This window comes from Nocardiopsis sp. SBT366, assembly GCF_001083815.1.
Lineage (GTDB): Bacteria > Actinomycetota > Actinomycetes > Streptosporangiales > Streptosporangiaceae > Nocardiopsis > Nocardiopsis prasina.
Map to the genome: position 1 here is coordinate 1 of NZ_LAVM01000019.1, position 25848 is coordinate 25848.

At 70.5% G+C, this 25848-nt stretch carries 20 protein-coding genes; 5 read left to right on the plus strand and 15 right to left on the minus strand.

Annotated features, from left to right (window positions below):
* Positions 1 to 774 precede the first annotated feature (774 nt).
* The 5 genes from ADX84_RS07925 to moeZ form a co-directional block, all read right to left on the minus strand.
* Complete coding sequence (locus tag ADX84_RS07925; RefSeq protein ID WP_049569835.1) at positions 775 to 4416, minus strand: UvrD-helicase domain-containing protein; 3642 nt, start codon at positions 4414 to 4416, stop codon at positions 775 to 777.
* Complete coding sequence (locus ADX84_RS07930) at positions 4409 to 7789, minus strand: ATP-dependent DNA helicase (protein ID WP_199776514.1); 3381 nt, start codon at positions 7787 to 7789, stop codon at positions 4409 to 4411. The genes ADX84_RS07925 and ADX84_RS07930 overlap by 8 nt, the downstream gene beginning before the upstream one ends.
* Positions 7790 to 7875: 86 nt before the next feature.
* Positions 7876 to 8229 carry an MGMT family protein gene (locus ADX84_RS07935; protein WP_049569840.1) on the minus strand — a complete coding sequence of 118 codons (354 nt, stop codon included), beginning with the start codon at positions 8227 to 8229 and terminating at the stop codon, positions 7876 to 7878.
* Between the two features lie 42 nt (positions 8230 to 8271).
* On the minus strand, positions 8272 to 8658 hold the full coding sequence (locus ADX84_RS07940; protein ID WP_049569843.1) for a hypothetical protein: 387 nt from the start codon (positions 8656 to 8658) through the stop codon (positions 8272 to 8274).
* 198 nt (positions 8659 to 8856) lie between these two features.
* Entirely contained in the window at positions 8857 to 10020 is a 1164-nt protein-coding gene (moeZ, locus tag ADX84_RS07945; RefSeq protein ID WP_049569846.1) for an adenylyltransferase/sulfurtransferase MoeZ, read from the minus strand.
* 303 nt (positions 10021 to 10323) lie between these two features.
* Here moeZ and ADX84_RS07950 point away from each other — a divergent pair, with 303 nt between their 5' ends.
* From ADX84_RS07950 to ADX84_RS07960, 3 genes are all read left to right on the plus strand, one after another.
* On the plus strand, positions 10324 to 10563 hold the full coding sequence (locus ADX84_RS07950; RefSeq protein ID WP_049569848.1) for a hypothetical protein: 240 nt from the start codon (positions 10324 to 10326) through the stop codon (positions 10561 to 10563).
* Between the two features lie 199 nt (positions 10564 to 10762).
* Positions 10763 to 11422 carry a TetR/AcrR family transcriptional regulator gene (locus tag ADX84_RS07955; RefSeq protein ID WP_082206348.1) on the plus strand — a complete coding sequence of 220 codons (660 nt, stop codon included), beginning with the start codon at positions 10763 to 10765 and terminating at the stop codon, positions 11420 to 11422.
* A 331-nt stretch (positions 11423 to 11753) separates the two neighbouring features.
* Entirely contained in the window at positions 11754 to 12557 is an 804-nt protein-coding gene (locus tag ADX84_RS07960; protein ID WP_049569854.1) for a hypothetical protein, read from the plus strand.
* A gap of 112 nt (positions 12558 to 12669) precedes the next feature.
* Here the strand turns inward: ADX84_RS07960 and ADX84_RS07965 are convergent, their stop codons facing one another.
* From ADX84_RS07965 to ADX84_RS07975, 3 genes are all read right to left on the minus strand, one after another.
* Positions 12670 to 12912: a hypothetical protein gene (locus tag ADX84_RS07965; RefSeq protein ID WP_017547200.1), complete on the minus strand. Its 243-nt coding sequence runs from the start codon at positions 12910 to 12912 to the stop codon at positions 12670 to 12672.
* Between the two features lie 263 nt (positions 12913 to 13175).
* On the minus strand, positions 13176 to 13487 hold the full coding sequence (locus tag ADX84_RS07970; RefSeq protein ID WP_017547201.1) for a DUF6401 family natural product biosynthesis protein: 312 nt from the start codon (positions 13485 to 13487) through the stop codon (positions 13176 to 13178).
* Positions 13488 to 13661: 174 nt separating this feature from the next.
* Entirely contained in the window at positions 13662 to 14360 is a 699-nt protein-coding gene (locus ADX84_RS07975; protein WP_049569857.1) for a ferritin-like fold-containing protein, read from the minus strand.
* 633 nt (positions 14361 to 14993) lie between these two features.
* Between ADX84_RS07975 and ADX84_RS07980 the strand changes: the two genes are divergently transcribed.
* Together ADX84_RS07980 and ADX84_RS07985 are read left to right on the plus strand one after the other, a co-directional pair.
* The gene (locus ADX84_RS07980; RefSeq protein WP_049569860.1) at positions 14994 to 16526 is read left to right on the plus strand and encodes a DEAD/DEAH box helicase; all 1533 of its coding nucleotides are present in this window, start codon (positions 14994 to 14996) and stop codon (positions 16524 to 16526) included.
* Positions 16527 to 16612: 86 nt separating this feature from the next.
* Complete coding sequence (locus tag ADX84_RS07985; protein ID WP_082206345.1) at positions 16613 to 17521, plus strand: alpha/beta fold hydrolase; 909 nt, start codon at positions 16613 to 16615, stop codon at positions 17519 to 17521.
* 104 nt (positions 17522 to 17625) lie between these two features.
* Here the strand turns inward: ADX84_RS07985 and ADX84_RS07990 are convergent, their stop codons facing one another.
* The 7 genes from ADX84_RS07990 to ADX84_RS08020 all read right to left on the minus strand — a co-directional run bounded on the left by ADX84_RS07990 (position 17626) and on the right by ADX84_RS08020 (position 25549).
* A complete protein-coding gene (locus ADX84_RS07990; protein WP_049569866.1) occupies positions 17626 to 18657 on the minus strand; it encodes an MBL fold metallo-hydrolase in 1032 nt (343 codons plus the stop codon).
* Positions 18658 to 18762: 105 nt separating this feature from the next.
* Complete coding sequence (locus ADX84_RS07995) at positions 18763 to 19638, minus strand: PHP domain-containing protein (protein WP_049569868.1); 876 nt, start codon at positions 19636 to 19638, stop codon at positions 18763 to 18765.
* Positions 19639 to 19694: 56 nt separating this feature from the next.
* On the minus strand, positions 19695 to 20360 hold the full coding sequence (locus tag ADX84_RS08000) for a DUF6758 family protein (RefSeq protein WP_049569871.1): 666 nt from the start codon (positions 20358 to 20360) through the stop codon (positions 19695 to 19697).
* Positions 20361 to 20471: 111 nt separating this feature from the next.
* Positions 20472 to 22364 carry a translational GTPase TypA gene (gene typA, locus ADX84_RS08005; protein ID WP_049569874.1) on the minus strand — a complete coding sequence of 631 codons (1893 nt, stop codon included), beginning with the start codon at positions 22362 to 22364 and terminating at the stop codon, positions 20472 to 20474.
* Positions 22365 to 22532: 168 nt separating this feature from the next.
* Positions 22533 to 22961, minus strand: a complete 429-nt coding sequence (locus tag ADX84_RS08010) for a (deoxy)nucleoside triphosphate pyrophosphohydrolase (protein ID WP_049570014.1) — start codon at positions 22959 to 22961, stop codon at positions 22533 to 22535.
* Positions 22962 to 23082: 121 nt separating this feature from the next.
* Positions 23083 to 24984: a YncE family protein gene (locus ADX84_RS08015; RefSeq protein WP_049569879.1), complete on the minus strand. Its 1902-nt coding sequence runs from the start codon at positions 24982 to 24984 to the stop codon at positions 23083 to 23085.
* A gap of 109 nt (positions 24985 to 25093) precedes the next feature.
* Positions 25094 to 25549 (minus strand): hypothetical protein, encoded by a 456-nt coding sequence (locus ADX84_RS08020; RefSeq protein WP_049569882.1) that lies wholly within the window; start codon positions 25547 to 25549, stop codon positions 25094 to 25096.
* Positions 25550 to 25848 lie beyond the last annotated feature (299 nt).

Genomic DNA, 25848 nt, shown 5'->3' on the forward strand with positions numbered 1-25848 from the left:
AACCTGCACACGCCCGCACCCCCCCGGCCAGGCCCTGAGAGGAACGCCGTCATGCCCACACCCAACATCGCCCCCCAGACCCCCGCCCAGGGCGGGGACGGGCAGCACCTTCCCAACCCGTGGACCACCACCAACCCCGACCCCGACCCAGCGCTCTCCCTCGCCGAGGTTCCGTCCAGGCGAGTGACCCGCCGCGACACGCAACCCGTTGAACACCGAGGTGGGGACGCACCCTCCCTCGCTGCCGCAGTTCCGTCCAGGCCAATGACCAGCCGCGACACGCAACCCGGTGAACACCGACGCGGGGACGCACCCCCCTTCGCTGCCGCAGTTCCGTCCGGGCCAATGACCCGCCGCGACACGCAGCCCGGTGAACACCGGCGCGGGGACGCACCCGCCCTCGCTGCCGCAGTTCCGTCCGGGCGAGTGACCCGCCGCGACACCCAACACGATGCACACCGACGCGAGGAACCACCCTCCCTCGCTGACGCTCTTCCATCCAGGCGAACGACCAACCACGACACGCAACACGTCGCACACCGGGCGCTCCCCGAACTCGCACTGCTCCGCCTGATGGTTGGCAGGCAATTGTTCAGCGCGGGAAATGGGGCGCCACGAACCACCTGGAGCAGGTGAGTCCACGAGGTGTTGTGCCCTGAGGATTTGTCGAGCAGACCAAGATCAATAACTGCCCGTGGGATCGCGGGCATGGCCTGCGTGAATCCGCTGGGCTCACTCTGGAGGTCGCATTCAAGAGTGGCGGGATTCCCCGCTCTACGAGGGTTCGGGGATGTTGGTGATCAAGGCTGCCAATCCCTCCGCGTCCAGCAGGTCGGCGGGCCGGACGGTCTCCCCCGCTCGCACGTAGTGGAACGCGGCCCGGACCTCCTCCAGCTCCACTCCGGCCAGGTCGGCCCAGGCCAGACGGTAGGCGGCCAACTGCACCCCGACCGCCCTGCGCTCCACGTTGTTCCCTGGCGGACGACCGGTCTTCCAGTCCACGACGTCGTACCGCCCGGTCTCGGCGTCATAGAACACCGCGTCCATGCGACCCCGGATCAGCCGGTCGCCGATGACCGTCTCGAACGGCACCTCGACCTCGACCGGAACGCGCGGACCCCACTCGCTCTCCTCGAACCTGCGCTGGAGGTCGGCAAGGTCTTCGTCCTCACCGGCGGTCTCGTCTGCGGCCCCGGGCAATTCGTCGAGCAGGGTCGCGTTGTGTCCGAACCGCTGCTCCAACCACGCGTGGAAGGCCGTGCCCCGCCTCGTGTGCGGCGCGGGCGGCCTGGGCAGGGGACGGCGGATCTGTCGGGCCAGCGCCGAAGGGTCGCGCGCCAACCAGACCATGGAGGAGACCGACAGGTGGTCGGGCAGCTCCACCTGCACGGGGCCGTCCCCCGGCCCCGCGGCGGCCCTGTCCCGGTGGGCGAGCAGCAGTTCGGCGTCGCGCTCCCAGCCCTGGAGCCTGCGCCGCAGCCCTTCGGGAGGCTTCCTCGGCCCGACCGGCTTCCCCTCACGCATACGCGCACGCGCCTGCTCGACCAGCTCCGCACCAGCCACGATCTGCGCGCGGCGGGAGTCAGCGGGTGGCTGGCCCTCCGGGTTCGGCTCGGGCTCCGGCCCCAGGTCAGGTGCCAGGTCCGGGTCGGGACCGGGCTCGGGCGGGGACTCGATGACCGCGTCGAAGTCGGGCACCGGTACGTCGTCGAACTCGGGGTCGTACTCCGGCTCGAACTCGAAGTCCGGTTCCGGTCCGAACTCGAAGTCCGGCACGGTTTCCGGCACTGCCGGAACCGGCAACAGCACCGGTGCGGGCTCGACCGAACCCGAGGCGGAGGGCACATCCTCGGGGGGCCACACCGCCGACGACTCCTCCTCATCGTGCGGGTTGGTGTCCTCGGGGTCCGGCGGCGGGTCCCAGCGCACCACTCCCCCGGCACCCTGCTCGCAGGCCTCGCGGATCTCCTCCAGGAACTCCGAGGGCCCGCGCGGGGTGCTGCCGGTCCGCCCCCACCAGTGGCCGGTACACACCAGCTCGTAGGAGGCACGGGTGACCGCCACGTACGCCAGCCGCCGCTCCTCCATCAGGTGGCGGGCCTCCTCAGCCTCCTTGAAGGCGGCGATGTCCTCCTTCTCGACCCCGCGCAGCGTGGGCAGGCTGGAGCGGTCGCCGCGCAGAGGGTACGGGAGCTGGTGGTCGGCCTTCACCCACGCATGGGAGTCGCGGGCCTTGGCGGGGAAGAGCGGGGCGCGCGCTCCGGCGCTCACCCCGGGCACGATCACCACGGGCCACTCCAGGCCCTTGGCTCCGTGCATGGTCATGAGCTTCACGCTGTCCGAGCCACCCACCCGCTCTCCCGGGCTGAGGGCGCTCTCGTTCTCCTCGGCGGCGTTGAGGTAGCCGAGGAAGCTGCCCAGAGTGGGGTCCTCGGAGTTACCGACGAAGCGGACCGCGTGGTCCACGAAGGCGTCCAGGTCGGCGCGGGCCGAGAGGGGGTCGCGGTTGGTGCGAGCGCCCACCTCGATGTCCAGGCCGAGCATCCGCTCGATCTCGGTGATCAGGTCCGGGAGCGGCTGGCCCACGAGTTTGCGCAGGGTGCGCATTTCCTCGGCGAGGCGCCCCAGACGCTCGTAGGCGGTAACCGAGTAGTTCTGGGCGGGCCCGGGGTCGTCGACGGCGTCCACGAGGCTGCCGTTCTCGGCGGTCAGGTCCAGGACGGTGCGGCGCAGCAGGTCCTCCGACTCCTCGTTCGCCCCCTCCTCCGCCGCGGGGCCAGTGAGGTCGCGGCGGGTGTGCCGGGCCAGCTCGGTGGCGCGGGAGCCGAGGGCGGCAAGGTCGCGGGGCCCCATCCGCCAGCGCGGACCGGTGAGCAGGCGGGCCAGCTCGTTACCGGCCGAGGCGTCGTGAACCACGCGCAGAGTGGCGATGATGTCGCGGACCTCGGGCACGAGCATGAGCCCGCCCAGGCCGACGACCTCCACGGGAATGCCGTGCGCCTCCAGGGCGTCGCGCAGCGGCGGGAACTGGGAGCGCTTGCGGCACAGGACGGCGACGTCACCGGGGCTGATTCCGCCGTCGGGGCCACCGCCGGTCTCGCTCTCGGGCCACACCAGCCCGTCCGGGGCGAACACCTGGCCACCCGGGCGCTCGGCGTCTGCCCGGAGCAGGTCGCGCACGTGGTCCGCGATCCAGGCCGCCTCCTCGGTCTCCGTGGAGAACAGTCCCGCCCGTGCGAGACCGCGCCCCTGCCGGGCCTGACTGGGGTGCAGCACCGGGACGTCGGCCGCCTCCGCGCGCAACGGCTCGGAGATGCGCTTGGCCACCCGCAGGACCCGTTCGCCGTTGCGGAAGCTGAAGGTGAGGCGCCGGACCGGAGCGGGGCGTCCGGGCGCGACCGGGAAGTCCGTGGGGAAACTGGTGAGATTGGCGGCGATCGCCCCCCGCCACCCGTAGATGGACTGGCAGGGGTCACCCACGGCGGTCACCGCGTGCCCCTCGCCGAACAGCGCGCGCAGCAGCACCAGCTGGGCGTGACTGGTGTCCTGGTACTCGTCGAGGAGCACCACGCGGAACCGGCCGCGCTCGATCAGCCCGACCTCGGCGTGGTTCTGGGCGATGCGGGCGGCCAGGGCCATCTGGTCGCCGAAGTCCATGGCCTCCCGCGCGTGCTTGGCGTGGTTGTAGCGGTCCACCAGCGGGAGCAGCTGCTCGCGGCGGCGCTGGGTGTCCACCAGGTCCCGGGTGGGCTGGGTGGTCTTGCGGGACATGGCGTCCACCCCGGCCTGGATCCAGCGGCCGACGCCGCGCACCTGGTCGGTGGTGGTGAGGTGGTCGGAGATCTGCCCGGACAGGTCCAGGACGCGGCGGGTGACGGTGTCCGCTCCGACGTTCACGTGCTCCATGGGGCCGTCGTACTCGCCGACGATCCGGGCGGCCAGCTGCCAGGCCTGACCCTCGCTGAGCAGACGGGACGTGGGTTCGACCGCCTCACGCAGGGCGTGGTCGGCGACGATGCGCCCCGCGTAGGAGTTGTAGGTGGAGACGGTGGGCTCGCCGTCCAGCAGCTCCTCGGGGAACTGCTCGGTGGCGCGCAGCTGCTCCAGGCGCTTGCGCACGCGCTCGGCCAGCTCGGCGGTGGCTTTGCGGGTGAAGGTCAGCCCGAGGACCTGCTCGGGGCGGACGTGGCCGTTGGCGACCAGCCACACGACGCGGGCCGCCATGGTCTCGCTCTTGCCCGATCCGGCACCGGCGATCACCACCCCGGGCTCCAACGGCGCCGAGATGACCTGGGCCTGCTCGACGGTGGGTTCGGGGCGCTTGAGGAGCCGGGCCAGCTCGGCCGGGCTGAAGCGGGGTCTGTGGGGATCAGGGGAACCGGAGGCGGAGGGTGCCCCGGGGATGGGTTCAGACATGTCGGCCCTCGTCCTGGACCGGGCAGCAGGCGCGCACGGCGCACGCGTTGCATCCGGTGTTGCGGGTGGCGGCGAAGCGGGACCCTCCCATGCCTGTGGCGACCTCGCGGACGAGGGTCCCCGCCCATTCGGGGTCGGGGTCCTCACCGAGCGGGGGCTGGGTCTGTTCGCGCGCCTTCTTGCTGAGCGCCGCCTTGCCGACCTGGACGAGGGCGGCGCCGCCGGGTTCGGCCAGGCCGAGCTTGGCGAAGGCGCCGCGGAGGACGGCCATCTGGTAGACGCCGAGCTGGGGGTGGCGGGCCAGGTCGTCGGCCTTGGTGCCGCCGGTCTTGATGTCCACGACCACGGCGCGGCCCTCGGAGTCGCGTTCGAGGCGGTCCACGCGGCCGGTGATCTCGATCCCGCCCACGTCCACCTTGAAGCCCTCCTCGGTGACGACCAGCTCGCGGTCGTTGGTGGCGTCCCAGGTGATGAACTTGCGGACCATCTCGTCCGCGCGGTCGCGCTGTTTGTCGGACTGCCAGGGTCCGCCGAAGTCGAGGTCGGCCCAGATCTCGTCCATGCGGGCGCCGACCTCCTCGGCGGTGCCACCCTCGGCGACCAGCACGGCGACGGCGTGCACGACAGTGCCCAGAGCGGAGGCGGAGTCGCCCGAGGAGGCCCCCGCCGCGCGCTCCAGCAACCAGCGCAGCTGGCAGTTGGTGAAGCTCTCCACCTGGGAGGGCGACACCCGGATGGTGTCCTCGGGGTCGGAGAGCGGGCGGGCGTCGGAGAAGGGGGTGAGCGCGTACCACTCGGCCGGATCCGCGCCCCGCACACCCTCCTCCGCCAGGCGGGCCAGATGGGCGGCGGCCGCCGTGCGCAGGGGGTCCGGGGCCTCGGGGTCGGTGACCACCGAGCGCAGGTCGGCGACGAGCGCGGGCAGGGACAGCCAGCGGCGGCCGGTGCTGACCTGCTCCGGGTCGCCCGTGCCCATCTCGTTGAGGAAGCGGGAGGGGCGTTCGTCGGTGTCCTCGCCGCCCACGCAGGTGACGTAGAGGGAGCGGCGGGCACGGGTGAGCGCCACGTAGAACAGGCGGCGTTCCTCGTGCAGGAGCTTGGAGGCCAGGGCGGCGCCGAAGGAGTCGGCGGAGTGGCTGCCGGAATCCAGCAGCTCCTCCACGCCGAGCAGGGAGCCGCGTAGCCGCAGGTCCGGCCACTCGCCCTCCTGGACCCCGGCCACGATCACCAGGCCCCACTCCAGTCCCTTGGAGCGGTGGGCGGTGAGGATGCGCACCGCCTCGCCCTCGGGCGCGCGCTCGGCGAGGCTGTCGCCGGGGATCTCCTGGGCGGCCAGGTCCTCAAGGAACCCGTCGGGGGTGCCGGGGGGCAGGCGGTCGCAGTAGCGGGCCGCGCTCTCGAACAGCGCGACCACGGCGTCCAGGTCGCGGTCGGCGGCGGCGCCTCGGCGCCCCCCTGCCAGGCTGGCGCGCATGAGGCGGTCGGCCAGGCCGCTGTCCCGCCACAGCTCCCAGAGGACCTGCTCGGCATCGGCCCCCTTGGCCGCCAGGTCCCGGACGGTGCGCAACGCGTTGGCCACGCGCAGGGCCGGGGCAGCCACGGCGGGGTCCACCAGCGTGAGTTCACCGGGGTCGCGCAGGGCGTCCACCAGCAGCTGGGAGGAGGGCCGGTATCGCCCGGAGTCGCTCGCGACAGCCTCGGACACCCCACCCCCGACATCAGCCCCGGAGGCCTCACCAGCACCGGTATCCCCGGTGGTCCCAGCGGACTCAGGGGCCCCGACGACCCCACTGGCCTCGGCACCCTCAACAGCCCCTACTACCTCTGTGGGGTCAGTGATCCCGGCGCCAATGAGCTCGGCGGGCTCGGTGGCCTCAGCAGCACCGACGCCCTCAGCAGCCCAGGAGTCCCTGGCGGCCCCGGCGGAGGCGGCTCCGTTCGCGGCGCGGTCGAGGTCCAGGCGGCGCAGGGCGCGGACCAGACGGCGCAGCCGGACCGAGTCCGCCTCGCCGAAGGGGCTCATGAGCAGCTCGCGGGCGGCATCGTCGTCCAGTTCCTGTGGGCGCAGGCCGTAGCGGATCAGGCCCAGCAGCGGACGGACGATGGGTTCGGCGGCCACCGGGAGATCGTCGGACCCCACGACCACCGGCACCGAAGCGGCCGTGAGCGCCCGGCGCAGCACCGGGAGCTGGCGGCTGGAGGAGCGCACCAGGACGGCCATGTCCGACCACGGGACGCCGTCCACCAGGTGGGCGCGGCGCAGGGTGTCGGCGATGACGGCGGCTTCCTGGGTGGAGCTGTCCGCCATGAGGACGTGCACCTCGCCGTCCAGGACCCCCTCGGCGGGGATGAGGTCGCGGTGGGCGTTCACGCGGCCTCGCGCGGAGGCCACGGCGGGCAGGCGGCGGGTGAGGCCGCGCGAGGCCGCCAGCAGGGCCGCGCCGCTGCGACGACAGGTGCGCAGCGCCACGACCGGGGCGTCGGTGCGCCGCAGGGTGGGGAAACGGCGCGGGAAGTCGAGGATGTTGTCCACCTCTGCGCCGCGGAAGGCGTAGATGGACTGGTCCGGGTCGCCCACAGCGATGAGGTCTCGGCCGTCCCCGGCCAGGGCGCGCAGCAGCTCCTCCTGGGCCGGGTCGGTGTCCTGGTACTCGTCGACGAACACCACCTCGTGGGCGGCGCGCTCGCGCTCCTGCACCTCGGGGTCGGAGAGCATGTTCGCGGCGACCCGCACGAGCTCGGCGTAGTTGAGGGTGGGCACCGGCGCGATGTCGAACCGGCCGTTCATCCGGGAGAGGAACCCGGCGGCGGCGGTCCAGTCGTCGCGGTCGCGCTCGGCCGCCGCCCGGGCCAGGTCGACCGGGCCCAGACCGCGCTCCTGGGCGCGCATGAGGAAGTCGCGCAGTTCCTCGGCGAACCCACGGGTCTCCAGGGCCGGGCGCAGCCGCTCGGGCCACTGCTCGGCGCCGTCCTGGAACTCCCAGTTCAGCAGCTCGCGCACCTCCATGAGCTGCTCGGGCCCGGACAGCAGTCGGGGCGGGGAGTCGCCCATCCGCTGGAACTCGCGGCGGATGAGGGCGTAGGCGTAGCTGTGGAAGGTGAGCGCGAGGGGTTCGCGGGTGGTGCGCCGAAGACGACCGGTGATGCGCTCACGCAGCTCCTGGGCGGCCTTGCGGCTGAAGGTGAGCACCAGGATGCGGGAGGGGTCGACACCACGGTTGTCGATGCGGTCCACCACGGCCTCGACGATCGTGGTGGTCTTGCCGGTCCCGGGACCGGCCAGGACCAGGAGCGGGCCGCCCGGGTGGTCGACGACGCGCTGCTGGTTCTCGTCCAGCACCGGAGGCGGCAGCACCTGGTGGGCGCGCCGCACAAGACGGTACGGGGATGTGTTCACTCCTCCAGTTCACCAGAGGTCGACGACCATCGCGGACGCCGCGTGGGCGCTCCGGAGCCCCGTCAGGCGCCGCTTCCCCCGTCCCATCGGGCTTCCCGCATGTCCACCCGGTCGCCGCTCGGGCGCATCGGGGTGGCCTCCGCCGCGTAGTGGGATCGGGCACGTACGAGGTGGCCCTCGGCGGGGCGCCCGTCCGAGCGCACCACCCGCCACCACGGAACTCCCCCGCCCCAGCGGGACATCACCGAACCCACCTGACGGGGGCCGCCCCTGCCGACGTACTCGGCGATGTCCCCGTAGCTCATGACCCGGCCCGACGGGATCCGCTCGACCACCGAGAGGACCTCCTCGGTGTACTCGTCGAGGGGCTCGGACTCCTCGTCCTCGGCGGGTTCTCGGGGGTGGGGCTCGACCATGCGCCGAGCCTATCCGCCCCCTCCGACACTCGTCGGCGTCGGTTACTCGGACACCACGTTCATGTGGGTGCCCCAGGCCAGCTCGGGGTCGCGCCTGCGCGCCGCACGGGCCTGCACCAGCCCGTTCACGCCCAGAGCGGCGATGATCACGCCGCCGACCCACGCCGTGATCGCGGCCGGCAGGACGTGGGTGTAGTCCAGCGCCCACGGCAGGACGAAGAGCAGCACTCCGGCCGCCGTCACTCCGAGCTCGGTCACCAGCGCGCCGGGGCGGGTCAGGGACATCGTGGCCATGACGATGACCGCCAGGCCCACCAGGAGGAACATCGCCCCGGAGAAGCCGTACATCCCGTGCCCGACCCAGCTCAGACCCACGACGAGTCCGAGAACGATCGTGGCCACGTCCGCCCAGCGTCCCTTCTCACGCATCACGCCACCTCCTCGCGGCAGGGGTCCGCACCGGAGGTCGGTACCGCACCCCGTGGATGCTTCGTACCCATTTATCCCTCTCGGTAGGGGTTCGGACCAGGGAAAAGTCCGACTGCCTCCGGACACACGACGGACGGCGCCGGGAAAACCCGGCGCCGTCCGAAGGAGGCGCTTGGGCCCGCCGCGCGGGCCCGCTCTCTAGTACTCGGGCAGGCTCGGGTCCACCTGGTTGATCCAGGCCAGCACGCCGCCGCCCACGTGCACGGCGTCGGAGAACCCGGCGGCCTTCACGGCGGCCAGTGCCTCGGCCGAACGCACACCGGACTTGCAGTGCAGGACCACGCGCTTGTCCTGCGGCAGCTGCTCGAACGCCTTGCCGTTGAGGAACTCACCCTTAGGGATGAGCGTGGCGCCCGGGATGCTGACGATCTCGTACTCGTTCTGCTCGCGCACGTCCACGAGGAAGATCTCGTCGGGCTTGTTGTCCAGCAGCTCCTTGAGCTCCGGAGCGGTGATGGTCGAGTCCACGGCGGCCTCGGTGGCCTCCTCGGACACGGCCCCGCAGAAGGCCTCGTAGTCGATGAGCTCGGTGACCGGCTCGGTGTCCGGGTCCTTGCGGACCTTGACCTCACGCCAGGTCATCTCCAGGGCGTCGAAGATGAGCAGACGGCCGACCAGCGGGTCACCGATGCCGGTGATCAGCTTGATCGCCTCGTTGACCATCACCGAGCCGATGGAGGCGCACAGCACGCCCAGGACGCCGCCCTCGGCGCAGGAGGGGACCATGCCGGGCGGCGGCGGCTCCGGGTAGAGGTCGCGGTACTGCGGCCCGTACTCGTTCCAGAAGACGCTGACCTGACCGTCGAACCGGTAGATCGAACCCCACACGTAGGGCTTGTTCAGGATGACGGCGGCGTCGTTGACCAGGTACCGGGTGGCGAAGTTGTCCGTGCCGTCCAGGATCAGGTCGTAGCCCGCGAGGATGTCCAACGCGTTGTCCGACTCCAGGCGGTCCTGGTGCAGGATGACCTCGACGTTGGGGTTCACCTCCTTGATGCTGTCCCGGGCGGACTCGGCCTTGGGGCGGCCGACGTCGCTCTGCCCGTGGATGACCTGACGCTGGAGGTTGGACTCGTCGACGACGTCGAAGTCGATGATGCCGAGCGTGCCCACACCGGCGGCGGCCAGGTAGAGCAGGGCCGGGGAGCCGAGACCGCCCGCACCGACGACCAGCACCTTGGCGTTCTTCAGGCGCTTCTGGCCGGCCATCCCCACGTCGGGGATGATCAGGTGGCGCGAGTAACGGCGCACCTCGTCCACGGTCAGCTCGGCGGCTGGTTCGACCAGCGGCGGCAGCGACACGGTGACTCCTCATGACTGTTCGGGTCGCTTCGCGTCCACCCGTGCCGAGGGGCCCACGGGAACGTGGGGGTGCGCGAAGCTGCTTGCACTCATACCCAACCTAACGGGTGGGGTATTCCATTCCCACCCCGGGGAGGCGTGGTCCTCGTCGCCCCCCGGGCGCTTCCTGACCTCCCTCAACCACCGCGGCCCGGGAGTTCATTCCACACGGTGAGGGAGCACCGGCCGCGCGGCTCCCCTTGCCCCGAGAGTCGTCGCGGGTAGTGTCGCTCGTACGCTCCGCGACGATCCTGGGAGGACCCTGTGGCAACTTCCGACGACAGTGGGAACCGGCGGCGCAGCGCCCCTGAGGACGAGGACCCGACCGCGGCGGTGCCCGAGGCGGACGCGGCCGAACAGCGCGTCCGGGCCGACGCCGACGCTGACGAGGGCCGCGAGGACTGGACCGAGCGGGCCGCTGGGGAGAGCTTCGACCAGGCCGACGAGGCGGACGTGATCGAACAGGTCCGGGAGGCCGGGCAGGACGAGGAAGAACGCCGCTGACCGCACATGGTCCCGCCCCACCCCGCCTGACCACGGGCGGCCGTGTGTGAGCACTGCCCACGCCGAAGCTACGCCGGAGTAGGATGGGGGAAAAGCTGCGGGCCGCGTCACAGAGCCGAGACCGCGTCCGACAGCGTAAGCCACGCAGATGTCCGGTGAATGGTGTGCATCTGCCATGCCGAGTTCGGAGGGTGTGGGTGTGACAGCTCCATCAGACGCCCGCGCCCGGGGCACGCGGCTGCCCCGGGTCCGCCGCCGCCGCCAACTCCTGGCAGCGGCTCAGGAGGTCTTCGTCGCCCGTGGCTACCACGCCGCGGCGATGGACGAGATCGCGGACCGCGCGGGAGTCAGCAAGCCGGTCCTGTACCAGCACTTCCCCGGAAAGCTGGAGCTCTACCTGGCCCTTCTGGAGGAACACTCCGAGGCCCTGGTCGAGAAACAGCGGGAGGCGCTGGAGAGCACCGACGACAACCGTCAGCGCGTCACCGCCAGTTTCCAGGCCTACTTCGACTTCGTGGCGGGCGACGGAGAGGCGTTCCGGCTGGTCTTCGAATCCGACCTGCGCAACCTCCCGGCCGTCCGGGAGAAGAGCGAGCACACGTTCCAGCGCTGCGCGGAACTGATCGGCAAGGTCATCCGCCAGGACACCAGCATCTCCGACGACGAGGCGCACCTGCTGAGCATCGCACTGGTCGGCATGGCCGAGACCAGTGCCAGGTACTGGCTGAACAACCACGGCGCGGTCCCCAAGGACGCCGCCGAACAGCTGGTGGCCAGGCTGGCCTGGCGCGGGATCAGCGGCTGGGACCTGACCCGGCCCGCCGACGAGGACGAAGCGGAGACCGGGTCCGGGGACTGACCCCGCCCGCGACGCTCCCGCGAACCCACGCGGAACGGACCCCGGAACACCACGGTGTTCCGGGGTCCGTCGCGTTCCCGCGAGTTCTCCATGCTTTTCCCGAGCAATTACCGACCGGGCATTATCCCGAATCCCCGGGCGAAAAAGAACCACAGAATGGCCATTCCTCGACCAAGACCGGGCAATCAACGCGACACCGGCATTCAGAACGGTTCGATTAACGTGCGTCGGGTATCGCGAAACTGAGAAGTAACGCGCTTCTCTTCGCCGTATCCGTTCGGCACCGGCCACCGGCGCGCGAGCGGAACCAGCGATTCGGGGGTGAGGACGTATGGACATCGGTCAGGGCCTGATGGACGCCTGGCAGACCGTGGCGGGCTTCGTACCGCTGCTGTTGGGCTTCCTGGTGATCCTGGTACTGGGCTGGATCATCGCCTGGTTCGTGGGGAAGGGCGTCGCCAAGGGCCTGCACAGTGTCGGACTGGACCGCGCACTGCACCGCGGGGGCGTGGGCGAGTACTTCGAGCGCAGCCGCTGGACCGCCAGTGAGCTGGGCGGAAAGATCGTCTACTACGTCGGTCTGTTGTTCGTGCTGACGCTCGCGTTCAACGTCTTCGGGCCGAACCCGATCAGCACGCTGCTCAATGACGTCATCGCCTGGATTCCGCACGGCATCGTGGCGCTGATCATCGTCGTGGTGGCGGGCATGATCGCCAAGGCCGTCCGGGACCTGATCACCGGTGCCCTGGGCGCGCTGTCCTACGGCCGGTTCCTGGCCAACATCGCGGCCGTGGCCGTCCTGGCGCTCGGTGTCATCGCGGCGCTGAACCAGATGGGCGTCGCCACCACCGTCACACTTCCGGTGCTGGTCGCGGTGCTCGCCACGGTCGGCGGCATCCTGGTGGTCGGCGTCGGCGGCGGACTCATCCGCCCGATGCAGTCCCGCTGGACGAACTGGCTGGAGGCGGCCGAGCGCGAGACCGCGCGCGTGAGCGGCGGTGAGAGCAGCTACGACGCCGGACGCGAGGCGGCCATGGGCCGACCGGGCTTCAGGCCCACCGAGGGCCAGGGGGCGCGGGAGGAAGCCTCCAGCCTGCCGGGACAGCGCCCGAGGGGCGGTGAGCCCACCTCGTAGCCACGAGGAAGCCGACCCGGGGTGACCCCGGGTTCGGGTGACCCGAAGACGCAGTTGAGGGCGGGGCCAATGGCCTCGCCCTCGTCGTGTGCGCCGTCCGTGCGGCGCCCCGTCACAGGAACTCGGAGTCCCGCAGTTCCTGACGGGAGAGGTTCTCGATGCGTCGCCACGCCAGGACGCCCGTGGCGATCAACGGCAGGAACGCCAGCCAGAAGACGACGCTTCCGGGTCCGGTGAACACCATCGACGCGAGCGCGACAACGAAGATCAGTGCGAAAAGCGCGAAGTCGACGCGATCCTGCTGGATCAGGACGCCGACCGGTGGGCGCGCCGCCCCATGCCGACCGCTCCTCATTCGCTTTCCTTTCTCGCGGCTCTTCGGGCCGCTCCGCCGTTACGGTGCCCGGGTACCGCCTCGCCCCTGGAACACCGTGAATACCACGTTGCATTCCGCAGGCCACCGGTTCCGGCGGTACGCCGATCCGGATCGGGCCGCCAAGGTTCACCGGTGCCTTTTCAGCGTACGCCCAAGTGGCGGATCGCGCCGGAGAACCAGAAGGGCGATGGCCGCGAGCGGAATCGCGGCGCAGATCACACTCGCCTGCGGACGTCACCAACCTAGCGGACGAAACCACGGTCCTTCGCCAGTCGGCAGATCGCGAGAATGCGGAGCGTCTCCCAGTCATAGCTGGAGTCCTCGGAGTCCCAGCCGCGTTCGAGGCAGCCGTCAAGAAAACCGTGCAGGTACGTTCCGAGCGTGTTGGCGGTGAGTTCGGCGCCGCCGGAGACGATGCCTTCGCACACCTGTGCGGCGTGCTGGTCCAGCTCAGCGCTCATCCAGGGCGGCACCGGCGCGTCGAGGGGGCCGATCTTGTGGAAGTCACGGGTGAGTCCGGCCAGCGGGTGGCGCACGGAGGTCCCACGGGGCATGGAAGTACCTACTCGCGTGGTCAGGAGACGGGAAACTCCATCGACTCTATGTGCGCCGAACCAATGGATCGTAACGAATGTGTTGGAAATTACCCGCACTTGACCAAGTGGAACCAAGTTCCGGTCAAACGCCCAAGAAGGCAGAAACCAGTACTGGTCGGGCGTTGAGCGCGCCTATTCGGCCAGACCCATCGCGGAGAGTCGCGCCGCGTGCCCCTCCGTGAGCGAGGCGAACATCCGGCTGACGGCTGCGAGGTCGCCCAGACCGGAGTCGCCCGTCCTCTCACTCCGCTCGGCCACCTTGGGATCACGCGCCAGCATCGTGGCCAGCTGCGGCCGGTCCACCGCCACGGCCTGCGCCTGGCTCAGCGCCTCCCCCACCAGACGACGCGCCCACAGGGACAGGCGCCCGGCCAGCTTGGGGTCCTCGGCGAGCGCGGCGCGCACCTGCCCGGCGACGAACTCGGCTCGCTCGGTCTCGGCGAGCACGTCCTCGACGAGTGCGCGGGTGTCGGCGTCGGCGAGCTCGGCGACCCTGCGGTAGAAGTCACCCGCGATGCCGTCGCCGACGTAGGTCTTGACCAGGCTCTCGAGCCAGCTCTGCGGTTCGGTGCGCTCGTGCCAGGCGTCCAGGGGACTCACGAACGGGGCCATGGCCTCCTCGGGGTCCACCCCGAGCTCACCCAGGCGTTGGTGAAGCGCCTGGTAGTGGTTCTGTTCGGTGGCGGCCAGACCCGCCAGCTGCCCCTTGGTCCGCAGCGAGGGCGCCAGACCGGCGTCGTCGGCCAGACGGAAGAAGGAACCGAGCTCGGCGTAGGCGAGCAGTCCGAGCAGATCGATCACGCCGGGGGCGGCAGAGGAGCCTTGGGTCATGCCCGTCAGCGTATCGTTCGGCCTGCCCAGCACCCAATCGGGGACTTTTCGGGGACTAAACGCCTCCGGAGAACGGTTGCACCCGCTGAGAGCGGGTACGGTCCCGGCCGTCGGAGTCCGGTGAACAGCGGGGTCCACAGCACAGTGAGCAACTATGTGCACCGGGCGAACCAGCAGCTAGACTCAGCGTGATGACCGGCGCGCACGATCGCGGCGCCGCGTCCCGCACCCCAGCGACGCGGGCCCTCCCGCGAGCATCTTCCGGCGCCGCGGACGCGGGCGCCCAGCGACGTGCGACCGGACACCACAACGTGTCCTCACGAGCAGTGCGGCGTGAGGGAGCAACGGCCCACGCGCCCAGCTACGCACCGCACACGACAATCCAGCGGATGGAACCGACACATCGTGACCAGGGAACCCCCCGGGCCGCGCGGGTCCAGACGGCAGCGCCACCGAGGCTCCCTCGCCGAAGCGGGAACCGGTGAGCCGCGCCCTCCGCGGCGGTCACAAGCCGCCCGCGACCGCACCCCGCCGCGGCCACGAACAACGCTGCGGCCCGCCTAGATGGAGGCTTGAGCCCTGAGCAGCACAGCAGAAACCACGACATCCGCGACCACCTTCCGCGACCTGGGCGTGAGCCCGGAACTCGCCGACGCCCTGGAGGCGGAGGGGATCATCTCCCCGTTCCCCATCCAGGAACTGGCCCTCCCGATCGCGCTGAACAGCAGCGACATCATCGGCCAGGCGCGCACCGGAACCGGCAAGACCCTCGCCTTCGGTCTTCCCCTCCTCCAGCGCGCGCAGGAAAAGCCGGGCACGTCCAAGCGGCCACGCGCCCTGGTCGTCGTCCCCACCCGTGAGCTGGCCATCCAGGTGGCCGCCGACCTCACGACCGCCAGCAAGCGCAGCGGTGGCCGCATCCTGACCGTCTACGGCGGCCGTTCCTACGAGCCGCAGATCAACGGGCTCAAGGAGGGCGTCGACGTGGTCGTCGGCACCCCGGGGCGGCTCCTCGACCTGGAGAACCAGAAGCACCTGCGGCTGGACGAGGTCGCGGCGGTGGTCCTGGACGAGGCCGACAAGATGCTCGACCTCGGTTTCCTCCCGGACATCGAGCGCATCCTCAAGAAGATCCCGACCGAGCGCCAGGTGATGCTCTTCTCGGCCACCATGCCGAGCGAGATCGTCACGCTCTCCCGGAACTACCTGCGCCAGCCCACCCACGTGCGGGCCGGTGACGACAACGAGATCGACGGCTCGGCCATCACCAAGCGGATCGCCCAGCACGCGTTCCGCACCCACCAGATGGACAAGCCCGAGATGCTGGCCCGGCTCCTGCAGTCCGAGCAGCACGGCCAGAGCATGGTGTTCTGCCAGACCAAGCGGGCCTGCGACAGGGTCGCCGGAGAGCTCAAGGACCGTGGCTTCGCTGCCGCGGCCGTGCACGGCGACCTCGGCCAGAGCCAGCGCGAGCGGGCCCTGCGAGCCTTCCGCAACGGCAAGATCAACATCCTGGTCGCCACTGACGTGGCCGCCCGGGGCCTGGACGTCGACGACGTGACCCACGTGGTCAACTACGAGACGCCCGAGGACGAGAAGACCTACACGCACCGCATCGGCCGCACCGGTCGCGCGGGGCGCACAGGCACCGCCGTCACGTTCGTGGACTGGCAGGAGATGCCGCGCTGGAAGCTGATCAACGGCGCGCTCGACCTGGACTTCCACGAGCCCGAGGAGACCTACTCCACCTCTCCGCACTTCTTCGAGGCGCTGCGCATCCCCAAGGGGACCAAGGGCAAGCTCGCCATGGAGAAGCGCGGCGAGCACGCCGGGCTGGAGGCCGAGGAGGTCGAGGACATCGGCGACACCGGGCAGCCGCGCGGCGGCGACCGGGGTGGCCGCAAGAGCCGGGGCGGCGACCGCAAGGAAAGCGCTGAGCAGGGGGGACGCAAGAGCTCCCGTGACCGCGACCGGAACCGTTCCCGCCGACGCACCCGCAGCGGTGAGAACGTCGGCCGCTCCGAGGGTTCGGCGGAGAAGGCGTCGGTGAAGGCCGACGCCCCGACCAACGGTCCCGAGCAGTCCGCCGAGGGTGACGGTGCCCGCAGGGTCCGCCGCCGCCGTCGGACCCGTGGCGCCGTGCGCCGCGACCCCGAGAACACCTGAATCACCTAAATCACCTGATCCGAGAACGGTCGAATCCGCGTCGGGTACCCCCGGACCGGTAGTCCCATCGTCTAGGGTGGCCCGACGTGAGTACACCTGAGTTCCTCGATCCGCCGCCGGGTGTGCGGCGCACGGACCTTCGTCTTTCGTACGGTCCGGTGGCCGCACTCCGGGCCCAGCCCACCTCCGGCGGCACCGTTCTGACCCCCGCTGTCCTGGTGCACGGCTTCACCGGCAGCAAGGAGGACTTCATCGCCCTCCTCCAGAGCCTGGCGCAGGCCGGGCGGGAGGTGGTCGCGATCGACCTGCCCGGCACGTACCAGTCGCCGGGCCCCGAGACCCTCGTCCCGCCGCCCGGGGTCGAGCTGCCCGACTACCGCCTGTCCTCCCTGGGCGCGGTGGTCGGAGAGGTGCTCGACGTGGTCGGCGACGGCGGCCCCGTGCACCTGGTGGGGCACTCCTTCGGCGGGCTGGTCTCCCAGGAGGCGGCGCTGACCGAACTCACTCCGCTGGCCTCCCTCACCCTGATGTGCTCCGGCCCCGGCGCCCTGAGCGGCCCCGGCGCGGACCGAGCACGCAACCTCATCGCCGCGCTGTCGATGGACCCCACCCCGGAACGACTGCGGACGCTGTGGGACGAACGCTTCGCCGCCGAGGCCCGCGCCCGCACCCCCAAGCCCGAGGTCGTCCACTTCCTGCGCGAGCGGTTCCTGAACACGAGTGCCCTGGCCCTCATCCGGATGGCCGAGGACCTGCTGGGCGCCCGGGACCGGATCGACGAGCTGGCGGAGGTGGACCTGCCCGCCCTGGTCCTCTACGGCGAGAACGACGACGCCTGGCCGCTGGCCGAGCAGGACGGGATGGCCGAGCGCCTGGGCGCGCGGCGGCTGGTGGTCCCCGGTGCGGGCCACTCCCCCAACGTGGAGGCCCCCGAGACCACGTCGAGCGCGCTCACGAGCTTCTGGAACGAGACGGAGTCCGTGGGCCGTCGCTGACCCGCAGCCGGTCCGAGACCGGTGGTGCACGAAGACGAACGGCCGGGCCGCCGCTCCTCACTGGGGCGGCGGCCCGGCCGTTCGGGGTTGACGGGGTCCGGGGGTCAGACCCAGGAGTCGAAGTTGCGGCCCTCGGCCTCGACCGTGGTGGACGGGCCGCGGTCCGGGAGGATGCGGGTGTCCGGCGGCAGGGAGAGCAGGTTCTCGCCGATGGAGGCGAGCTGGGTGGTGTAGTCGATGTAGGTGTTGCCGACCATGCCGGGCTCGCCCTTGCGGAGGGTGTCACCGCTGAACACGGCCCCGAGCTCGCTCACGTAGAAGCCGACGGTGCCGTTGGTGGTGCCGGGCAGGGCCAGGACGTCGATGTGCAGGTCGCCGATGTCCAGGGCGCCCTCGCCCTCGACGTCGATCTCCGGGCGGTGCTCCGCTCCGTGGATGCGGCGCCAGGCACGCATCTCGCGGGGGTGCAGCGCGATGTCGGCCTCGGTCTCCTCCGCGATGGCCAGGGCCGACTCGATGTGGGGGCTGTAGCCGTTGGTGCAGGCCACCAGGTAGACCTCGCGGTCGCCGACGGCCTTCATGATCGCCTCGGCGTCGTGGGCGGGGTCGATGATCACGACGCCGTCCTTGTCGGCCTCGATGATCCAGGTGTTGCTGATGATCTCGTACTTCTCGCCGTCGAACTCGAAGGTCCCGGCGGTGCGGACGCGGATGACTCCGTCCGAGTCGGGGCCGGTGACACCGACCTCCTCCACCTCGTCGTCCTCGTCGACGGACGCGGTGGCGACCTTGGTGTCGTCCTCGGCCTTGGTGTCGGACTCGGTGTCGTCCTCGGCCTTGGTGTCGGCCTCATCGTCGGACTCGGCCCTGGGCTCGTCCTTGGCGTCCTCGTCGGACTCGTCGGCCTCGGTGGAGTCGGCGTCGGACCCGTCAGCCTTGGCCTCGGTGTCCTCGGTGTCCTCGGTGTCCTTGGCGTCAGCCTCGTTCCCGGACCCGGTGTCCTCGGTCTTGTCCTTGGTCTCCTTGGTGTCGACCGCGTCGTCCTCGGTCTCCTCGGTGACGTCCTCCGCGACCTCCGCAGCGGAATCGGTGGCCTCCTGGCCGTCCTGCTTCTTCGGCTTCCGCTTCCAGAACACGGCTCCAGACCTCTCATCCAGGGGTAAGTGCTAAATCGCTGCGACCATTCTCGCGTCCCCGCGCAGTGGTCCGTACCGTACCGAACGTCCGGCTCCGGCGGCAGGTCACCCCACGATCAGCGGTACACCGGTCGCGGGGGCTGTGAGCTCCTCGAAGGCCTCCGGTGCCGTGGTGCGACAACCCAGCCGGTGCCCGGTGAGGGCGCCGTGGTCGTCGCTGGAACCGGTCACCACCACGCCCAGGTCTGCGGCCACGCCCCGCCAGAACTTGCGCTGCGGCCGGTTGTGCGAGGGGTGGTCGGCCTCGATCCCGCCCAGGCCGGCAGCGGCCATGCGCTCGGCCAGCTCCACGGGGACGGCGCCGTTGGTGGCGCCCTCGGCCCGCCCCGGGTGCGCCAGCGAGCAGACCCCGCCCGCCTCCCGAACCAGTTCGACAGCGCGAACCGGGTCGATCGCGTACCGGGAGGCGTAGGCCGGGCCACCCGATCCGATCCACTTGTCGAAGGCGTCCTGCACGTCCCGGGCAGCGCCCGCCTCCACCACCGCCCTGGCCAGGTGCGGGCGGCCGATGGTGTTGGCGTCGGCGTACTGCGCCTCGCCCGCCCCGGCGATCTCCAGGACCCGCTCCCAGGTCACGTCAACACCGTGTTCCTGGAGCTTGCGCACCATCTCCTCGGCGCGCGAGGCCCGGTCCGAGCGCACACGGCGCAGCTCGGCGGCCAGCCCCGAGGAGCCGGGGTCGAACAGGTAGGAGACCAGGTGGACGCTGGAGCCCTCATAGGCGCAGGACAGCTCCATGCCCGGGACCAGGGTGAACCCGGAGGGCAGATGCGCCGCCGCCTCCTCGATCCCGCCGACCGTGTCGTGGTCGGTCAGGGCCAGTACGTCGAGTCCGGCGGCGACCGCGTACGCGATGACCTCGGCTGGGGCGTCGGTCCCGTCGGAGACCGAGCTGTGGGAGTGCAGGTCGATACGTGTCACCGGGCGATTGTACGTAAGCGGGGGCGTTCCCGCTCGGTGCGGGACGGAGGGCGGGCTCAGTCCTGCTCGCCCTCGACCACCAGGATGCGGCTGAGGAAGGGGCTGGGCGCCCCGAACGGCGGTTCCTGGGCGACACCGCCGTCTCGAAGGTCGCGCAGGTCCCGAAGGGAGCTGACCTCGCACATCAGCAGGCCGGTGTCGGCGGACGCGAAGACCAGCCACAGCCAGTGGGAGAGAGCCTCACCGGCGTAGGCGGCGCGCTCGCGCCCCACATCGAGGTTCCACAACGCCACCTCGTGCCCGTCGAAACGCACCTTGGCGTCGGGCGGACCGGAGTCGAACCCGTGGCCGGGGTCCGGGCCCTCCAGGCCCGCGATGCGGGCGCCTAGGCCGATCCCCGGGTCCTCCGCGACGATGACGGCCTCACCGACGCCGCCGAGGGGGTTGGGACCGGACAGGGCCACGGCCACCGCCAGGGCACCGCTGCGCTCGTCACCCACCTCCGCGAACCCGGTGACCACCCAGCCGGTCGGCAGCGGCCACGGAATCCACACGGGGACCCCTGCCTGTGAGAGGAGGGAGTCGAGTGCGGCGGGCCCCGGTGCCCGCACTCCCTGGAGGGGTGCCACCGCCCCATGGGCGTCACACCTCCACGCGCTGGTCCACAACCCCGGGGGTTGCACGGCGCGTCCGCAACGTGGACACGAGGGCTGGGCTTTCATGTTCTACGTGTTTACCCGAGTGGTGTCCTGTGAAAACGCAGAGCGGGCGGGGTGCGATCGCACCCCGCCCGCTCCGGGCGACGGCGGACCCGAAGGGCCGCCGTTCACCGCCTACTGCTGCTGACGCTTCCGGTTCGCCGTGATCCGGCCGCGCTCCTTCTGGTCGAGGATGACCTTGCGGATGCGGACGTTCTCCGGCGTCACCTCGACGCACTCGTCCTCGCGGCAGAACTCCAGGGCCTGCTCCAGGGAGAGCCTGCGCGGCGGCACCAGGCGGACGAGCTCGTCGCCGGTCGCCGAACGCATGTTGGTGAGCTTCTTCTCCTTGGTGATGTTGACGTCCATGTCGTCGGAGCGCGAGTTCTCGCCGACGATCATGCCCTCGTACACCTCGGTGGTGGGCTCGACGAACAGCGTGCCGCGCTCCTGGAGGTTGAACATCGCGAACGCGACGGCCACACCGGCGCGGTCGGCGACCAGGGAGCCGTTCGGACGGGAGCGGATGTCACCGAACCAGGGCTCGAACTTCTCGAAGACGTGGTTGGCGATACCGGTGCCGCGCGTCTCGGTGAGGAACTCGGTGCGGAAGCCGATGAGGCCGCGGGACGGGACCAGCCAGTCCATGCGGACCCAGCCGGTGCCGTGGTTGACCATGTTCTCCATGCGGCCCTTGCGGACGCTCAGGAGCTGGGTGATGGCGCCCATGTACTCCTCGGGCGCGTCCACGGTGAGGCGCTCGACCGGCTCGTGCACCTTGCCGTCGATGTTCTTGGTGACCACCTGCGGCTTGCCGACGGTCAGCTCGTAGCCCTCACGGCGCATCTGCTCGACCAGGATGGCCAGCGCCAGCTCGCCGCGGCCCTGCACCTCCCAGGTGTCGGGACGCTCGGTCGGGAGCACGCGCAGGGAGACGTTGCCGACGAGCTCCTTCTCCAGGCGGTCCTTGACCAGACGGGCCGTGACCTTGGCACCCTTGACCTTGCCGACCAGCGGCGAGTTGTTGGTACCGATGGTCATGGAGATGGCGGGCTCGTCCACCTTGATGAGCGGCAGCGCCACGGGGTTCTCGGGGTCGGCGAGGGTCTCGCCGATCATGATCTCCTCGATACCGGCGATGGCCGCGATGTCACCGGGGCCGGCCTTCTCGGCGGGCTTGCGCTCCAGACCCTCGGTCATGAGCAGCTCGGTGATCTTGACCTGCTGGGTGGTGCCGTCCGTGCGGATCCACGCGACCTGCTGACCCTTGCGGAGCTCTCCCTGCTGGACCCGGACCAGGGCCAGACGGCCGAGGAAGGGGGAGGCGTCCAGGTTGGTGACGTGGGCCTGGAGGGGCGCGTCCGGGACGTACTCGGGGGCCGGGATGGTGCCCAGGATGGTGGAGAACAGCGGGACGAGGTTGTCGTTGTCGGGCACGGTGCCGTTGGCGGGGCGCTCCAGGGAGGCCTTGCCGTCACGGGCGCACGTGTAGACGATCGGGAACTCGATCTGCGACTCGTCGGCGTCCAGGTCCATGAACAGCTCGTAGGTGTCGTCCACGACCTCGGCGATCCGGCTGTCGGGCCGGTCGACCTTGTTGATCACGAGGATGACGGGGAGCTTGGCCTGGAGGGCCTTGCGGAGCACGAAGCGGGTCTGCGGGAGCGGGCCCTCGCTGGCGTCGACGAGCAGAACGACGCCGTCCACCATGGACAGGCCGCGCTCGACCTCGCCACCGAAGTCGGCGTGGCCGGGGGTGTCGATGATGTTGATGACCACGTCCTCGCCCTCGGGCGTGGTGTAGTGCACCGCCGTGTTCTTCGCGAGAATGGTGATGCCCTTCTCGCGCTCCAGGTCGTTGGAGTCCATCACACGGTCGTCGACATCCTGGTTCTCCCGGAAGACTCCGGACTGCCAGAGCATGGCGTCAACGAGGGTCGTCTTGCCGTGGTCGACGTGAGCCACGATGGCGACGTTGCGCAGGTCACTGCGGCGGGCGGAGCCCTCGACGGGCGTAGCGCTGGACATGCTTAAGTCTCGATCTCCTGTACTGGGTAGAGACCGCAGAGTGCCACGGCCCGTAGCCAGTTTATGCGGTCATAGCGGGCTGGTTGGGAAACGTACAGGTCACCCCGGTTAGTTTCGTCACCCCGAAGGGGGTTATGCCGGGGGGTGTCCGACCGTGCGTCATCCCTGTCATGAAGGGCTTTCGTGCGTCTGGAGGAGCGGGGTGAGCTCCGCCAGGAAGGGGATGTCGGCGGGCATCCAGTCGAGGTCACGGAGCCCCTCGGCGGGCACCCAGCGCACCTCCCGGTGCTCCAGCGCCCGGGGCTCTCCGGTGAGGAGTTCGGCCCCCAGCAGGCGCAGGACGGCGGAGCGGGTGTGCCCGTCGGAGGGGGCTGGAAAGGGCACGTCGGCGCCGATCTGTTCCCTGGCCCGGACGGTGACGCCCAGTTCCTCCCGGCACTCACGGACGAGCGCCTGGGCGGGGGTCTCCCCCGGTTCGGTCTTGCCTCCGGGGAACTCCCACAGCCCGCGCAGGCGCTCGGGTTCGGCGCGCTGCGCGGCCAGGACGTGTCCGTCCCGGATGATGGCCGCGCCCACCACGATCAGTGTCTGTCGCACGAACAACCACCCTAGGCCCTCCCGGTGGAGGCGGCCGACACCCGGGTTGGCCGGGACCGGCCGTTCCCGGGCCGGCCGCAGCGAGGCCCCGGTGGTTCCCGGCCCGAACCGGGAACCGGCGCTAGGACTCCGCCGAAGGGTCGTCGAGCAGGCCGGGGATCCGCGACAGCCTGCCGTCGCGGGTGCTGACGTAGACCGAGCCGTCGCCGTGGTCCAGCCCCACACCGCAGACCGCACCGAGTCCGTCGGCCACGGCTCGTTGGAAGCCCTTGCTCACACCGTCGGTCAGGACGACCTCGTGCAACCTGCCGCCCGCCGGATCGCAGACGTGGGCGTTGGCCGCGCCGTCCGACGCCACGCGGACGCTGTGCCCCAGACCGCTCGCCACCTTGAGCGGGGAGGCGTCCTCCACTGACAGGTCGACCTCGTACAGTTCGCCGCTGTCGAACTGCCCGACGTAGGCCCGGTCCCCGTGCAGCGCCACCCCCGCGGCCCTGGGCACGGTCCAGGAGCGCCGCTCCCGCGCGGAATCGCCGTCCAGCTCGTACTCGATCAGCTTCCCCGCTGCGAAGTCGCTCACGTAGGCCCTGTCGTCGCCCGGTGCCAGCGCGACGCCGTAGGCGTGGACACCCTGGACGACCGCGGTGGGTGTGGCGGAGGGGTCGGAGAGGCTCACCGCGAGCAGGCGCCGGTTGCCGTAGTCGGCCACGTAGGCCCGGTCTCCGGCCGGGTCCAGCGCCACGTCGTTGGTGTCTCCCAGGTTCTCCGCGACGCGTTCCGTCACACCGGTGTCGAGGTCGACCCTGTGGAGCCTGCCGCCGCTGCCGCGTTCGACGACGTACGCCCTGCGGTTGGCGGTGTCCAGGGCGAGGCCCTCGGCCCTGCCCAACCCGGTGGCGATCTCGTCGGGGGCCCTCTTCGGGATCTCGACGCCGTCGTCCTTGTGGAGGGGGTGGCGCCTCTCCTCGAAGACGAGGTTCTCCAGTTCGAAGACCTCGTGCTCTCCGGCCAGGGTGGAGACGAGCTCGGCCTCTCCCCTCTGCATGAAGGGCCTGCCGTCGTCGGTGAGGTCGAAGGCGTCCTGGTCCGTCCCGGTCTCGCCGAGCTTCCAGGCGAGCACCCTGGAGTGCTTCGGGTTCCTGGCCTGGGGACCGTCCGGCCGCACCTCCCTGACCTCGACCGGCTCGGGGTAGTACAGGGCGACCCAGCCACCGAAGGTGATGGGGAACTCGTAGTCGAACCTGCGCACCTGTCGCCGCTGCGTGGCAAGGACGTCCACCCTGCTGCCGACCTCACCGCTGAGGGTGGAGGAGGTCTTGAAGCCGGTGGTCAGCGAACCGCTCACCGAAGCGGTGATCCCGAGCATCAGCTGGGCCGACAGCTCCCCGGTGCCCGTCGCGGTGCCCGTGGCCGTGGTCGTGCTCGTCGTCTGCGACTGGGACTCCGTGTCGACGCCCTGGTTGTCCTTGCTGTTCTTCAGGGTGGTCTTCTGGGAGTTGTTCAGCGCCATGCTCTTCTGTAGCTGCTGTTGCAGGGAGGCGGTGGCCTTGGCGCCGAAGGTGAGTTGTACCTGACCCTGGAGCGACCAGCTGATCGTGTTGGAGATCGAGAACTCGACCGTGTGCGACCAGGTCGTCGGGGTGGGGTCGGTCCGGTTGACGTACGTCTGCTTGGAGACCACGTCGGGCGGCGGCTGGGTGATGTCGCCCCGTTCCTCGACCAGTGGAACACCGACCGTCATGTAGGCGCGCCACCCGCGTTGGTGCGCCGACTCCTCCCTTTCGGGAAAATCGCCGAAGCGACCCTTGTTCAGGGAGAAGCCGGTGGGGTACACGTACCGGTCCCTGCCGTCGGGGGTCTTCTTCTCCGCCTTCCTCCTGAGTTTCTCCCTGTCCCGTTCCAGGATGACGGGCGCCTTGGCGGCGATGTCGAGTTCCCTGAGGTTCCTCCCCGTCATCGGGTGGCGGATGAACCGTTCTCCGAGACGAGTTGTACTCACGTTGTTCCTGGTGGGGCCGCCCATGTCCTTCGTCCTCCTCGAATGGTCGAATGCGTCTTCCCGGTGTCCTTGGAAGTCGCCCGCCGACCGGCGTGAAAGGGACACCCGATCGGAGCGAACGTCCGGCCCGGATTCAGTCCGTGGTCGGTTTTCGGTCGAAACCCCTGACGTTCTCTGTCGACCGCTCGTTGTCCTTCCTCAGTTCCTCCCGGTCCTGGTCACTGATGCTCGGCTGGTCCTCCTCCTCGACTTCCACCGTCACCTTCCCGAACGCCTCGTCCCTGGTGGAGGAGGCCATGTCGGTCGTCGAACCGGGGTCCTCGCTGGCGGCTCGCTGCTCGGTGGCGGCGGCCCGGGTGTTCCCGAACAGGGGGGCGACGAAGCCGCCAAGGATGTTCAGCGCCTCAGGAGAGGTCTCGCGCACGAGTTTCGGATCGCGTTCGACCTCGGGGATTCCGTCGAAGAGTTCCGGATCGACGCCCTCCCATTCGGGGCGCGCGCCGGGGATCCTGCCGTGGACGTCCCTGGCCGACTCCTCGGCGGCACCGGCCTCCTTTCCCCCGTTGCCGAATATGTTCTTGAAGGTCATGGCCTCTCCCATCGCTTTTGTCGGTTGTCATGGGTTCGCGGGCACGACGCACAACCGCCCGGAATTCGGTGGTCGAAACGTGATCCACATCGGAGGAAGGGGCGCCCGGGAGCCGTCCTCGGAAAGGGCACTGAGGGGCCGGATTCCGAGGGCCCGTCGCGTCAGGGGGTTGGGCGGCTCCGCGTCCTTCCATACCCCCATGATGAACCATTTACCCGGATCGGTCATGCGGTTTCCGGACAGATTCCCGTTCGTCTTGAAAGTCGTCTGGAAAGTCGCGAATAGGAAACTCGCGAAAA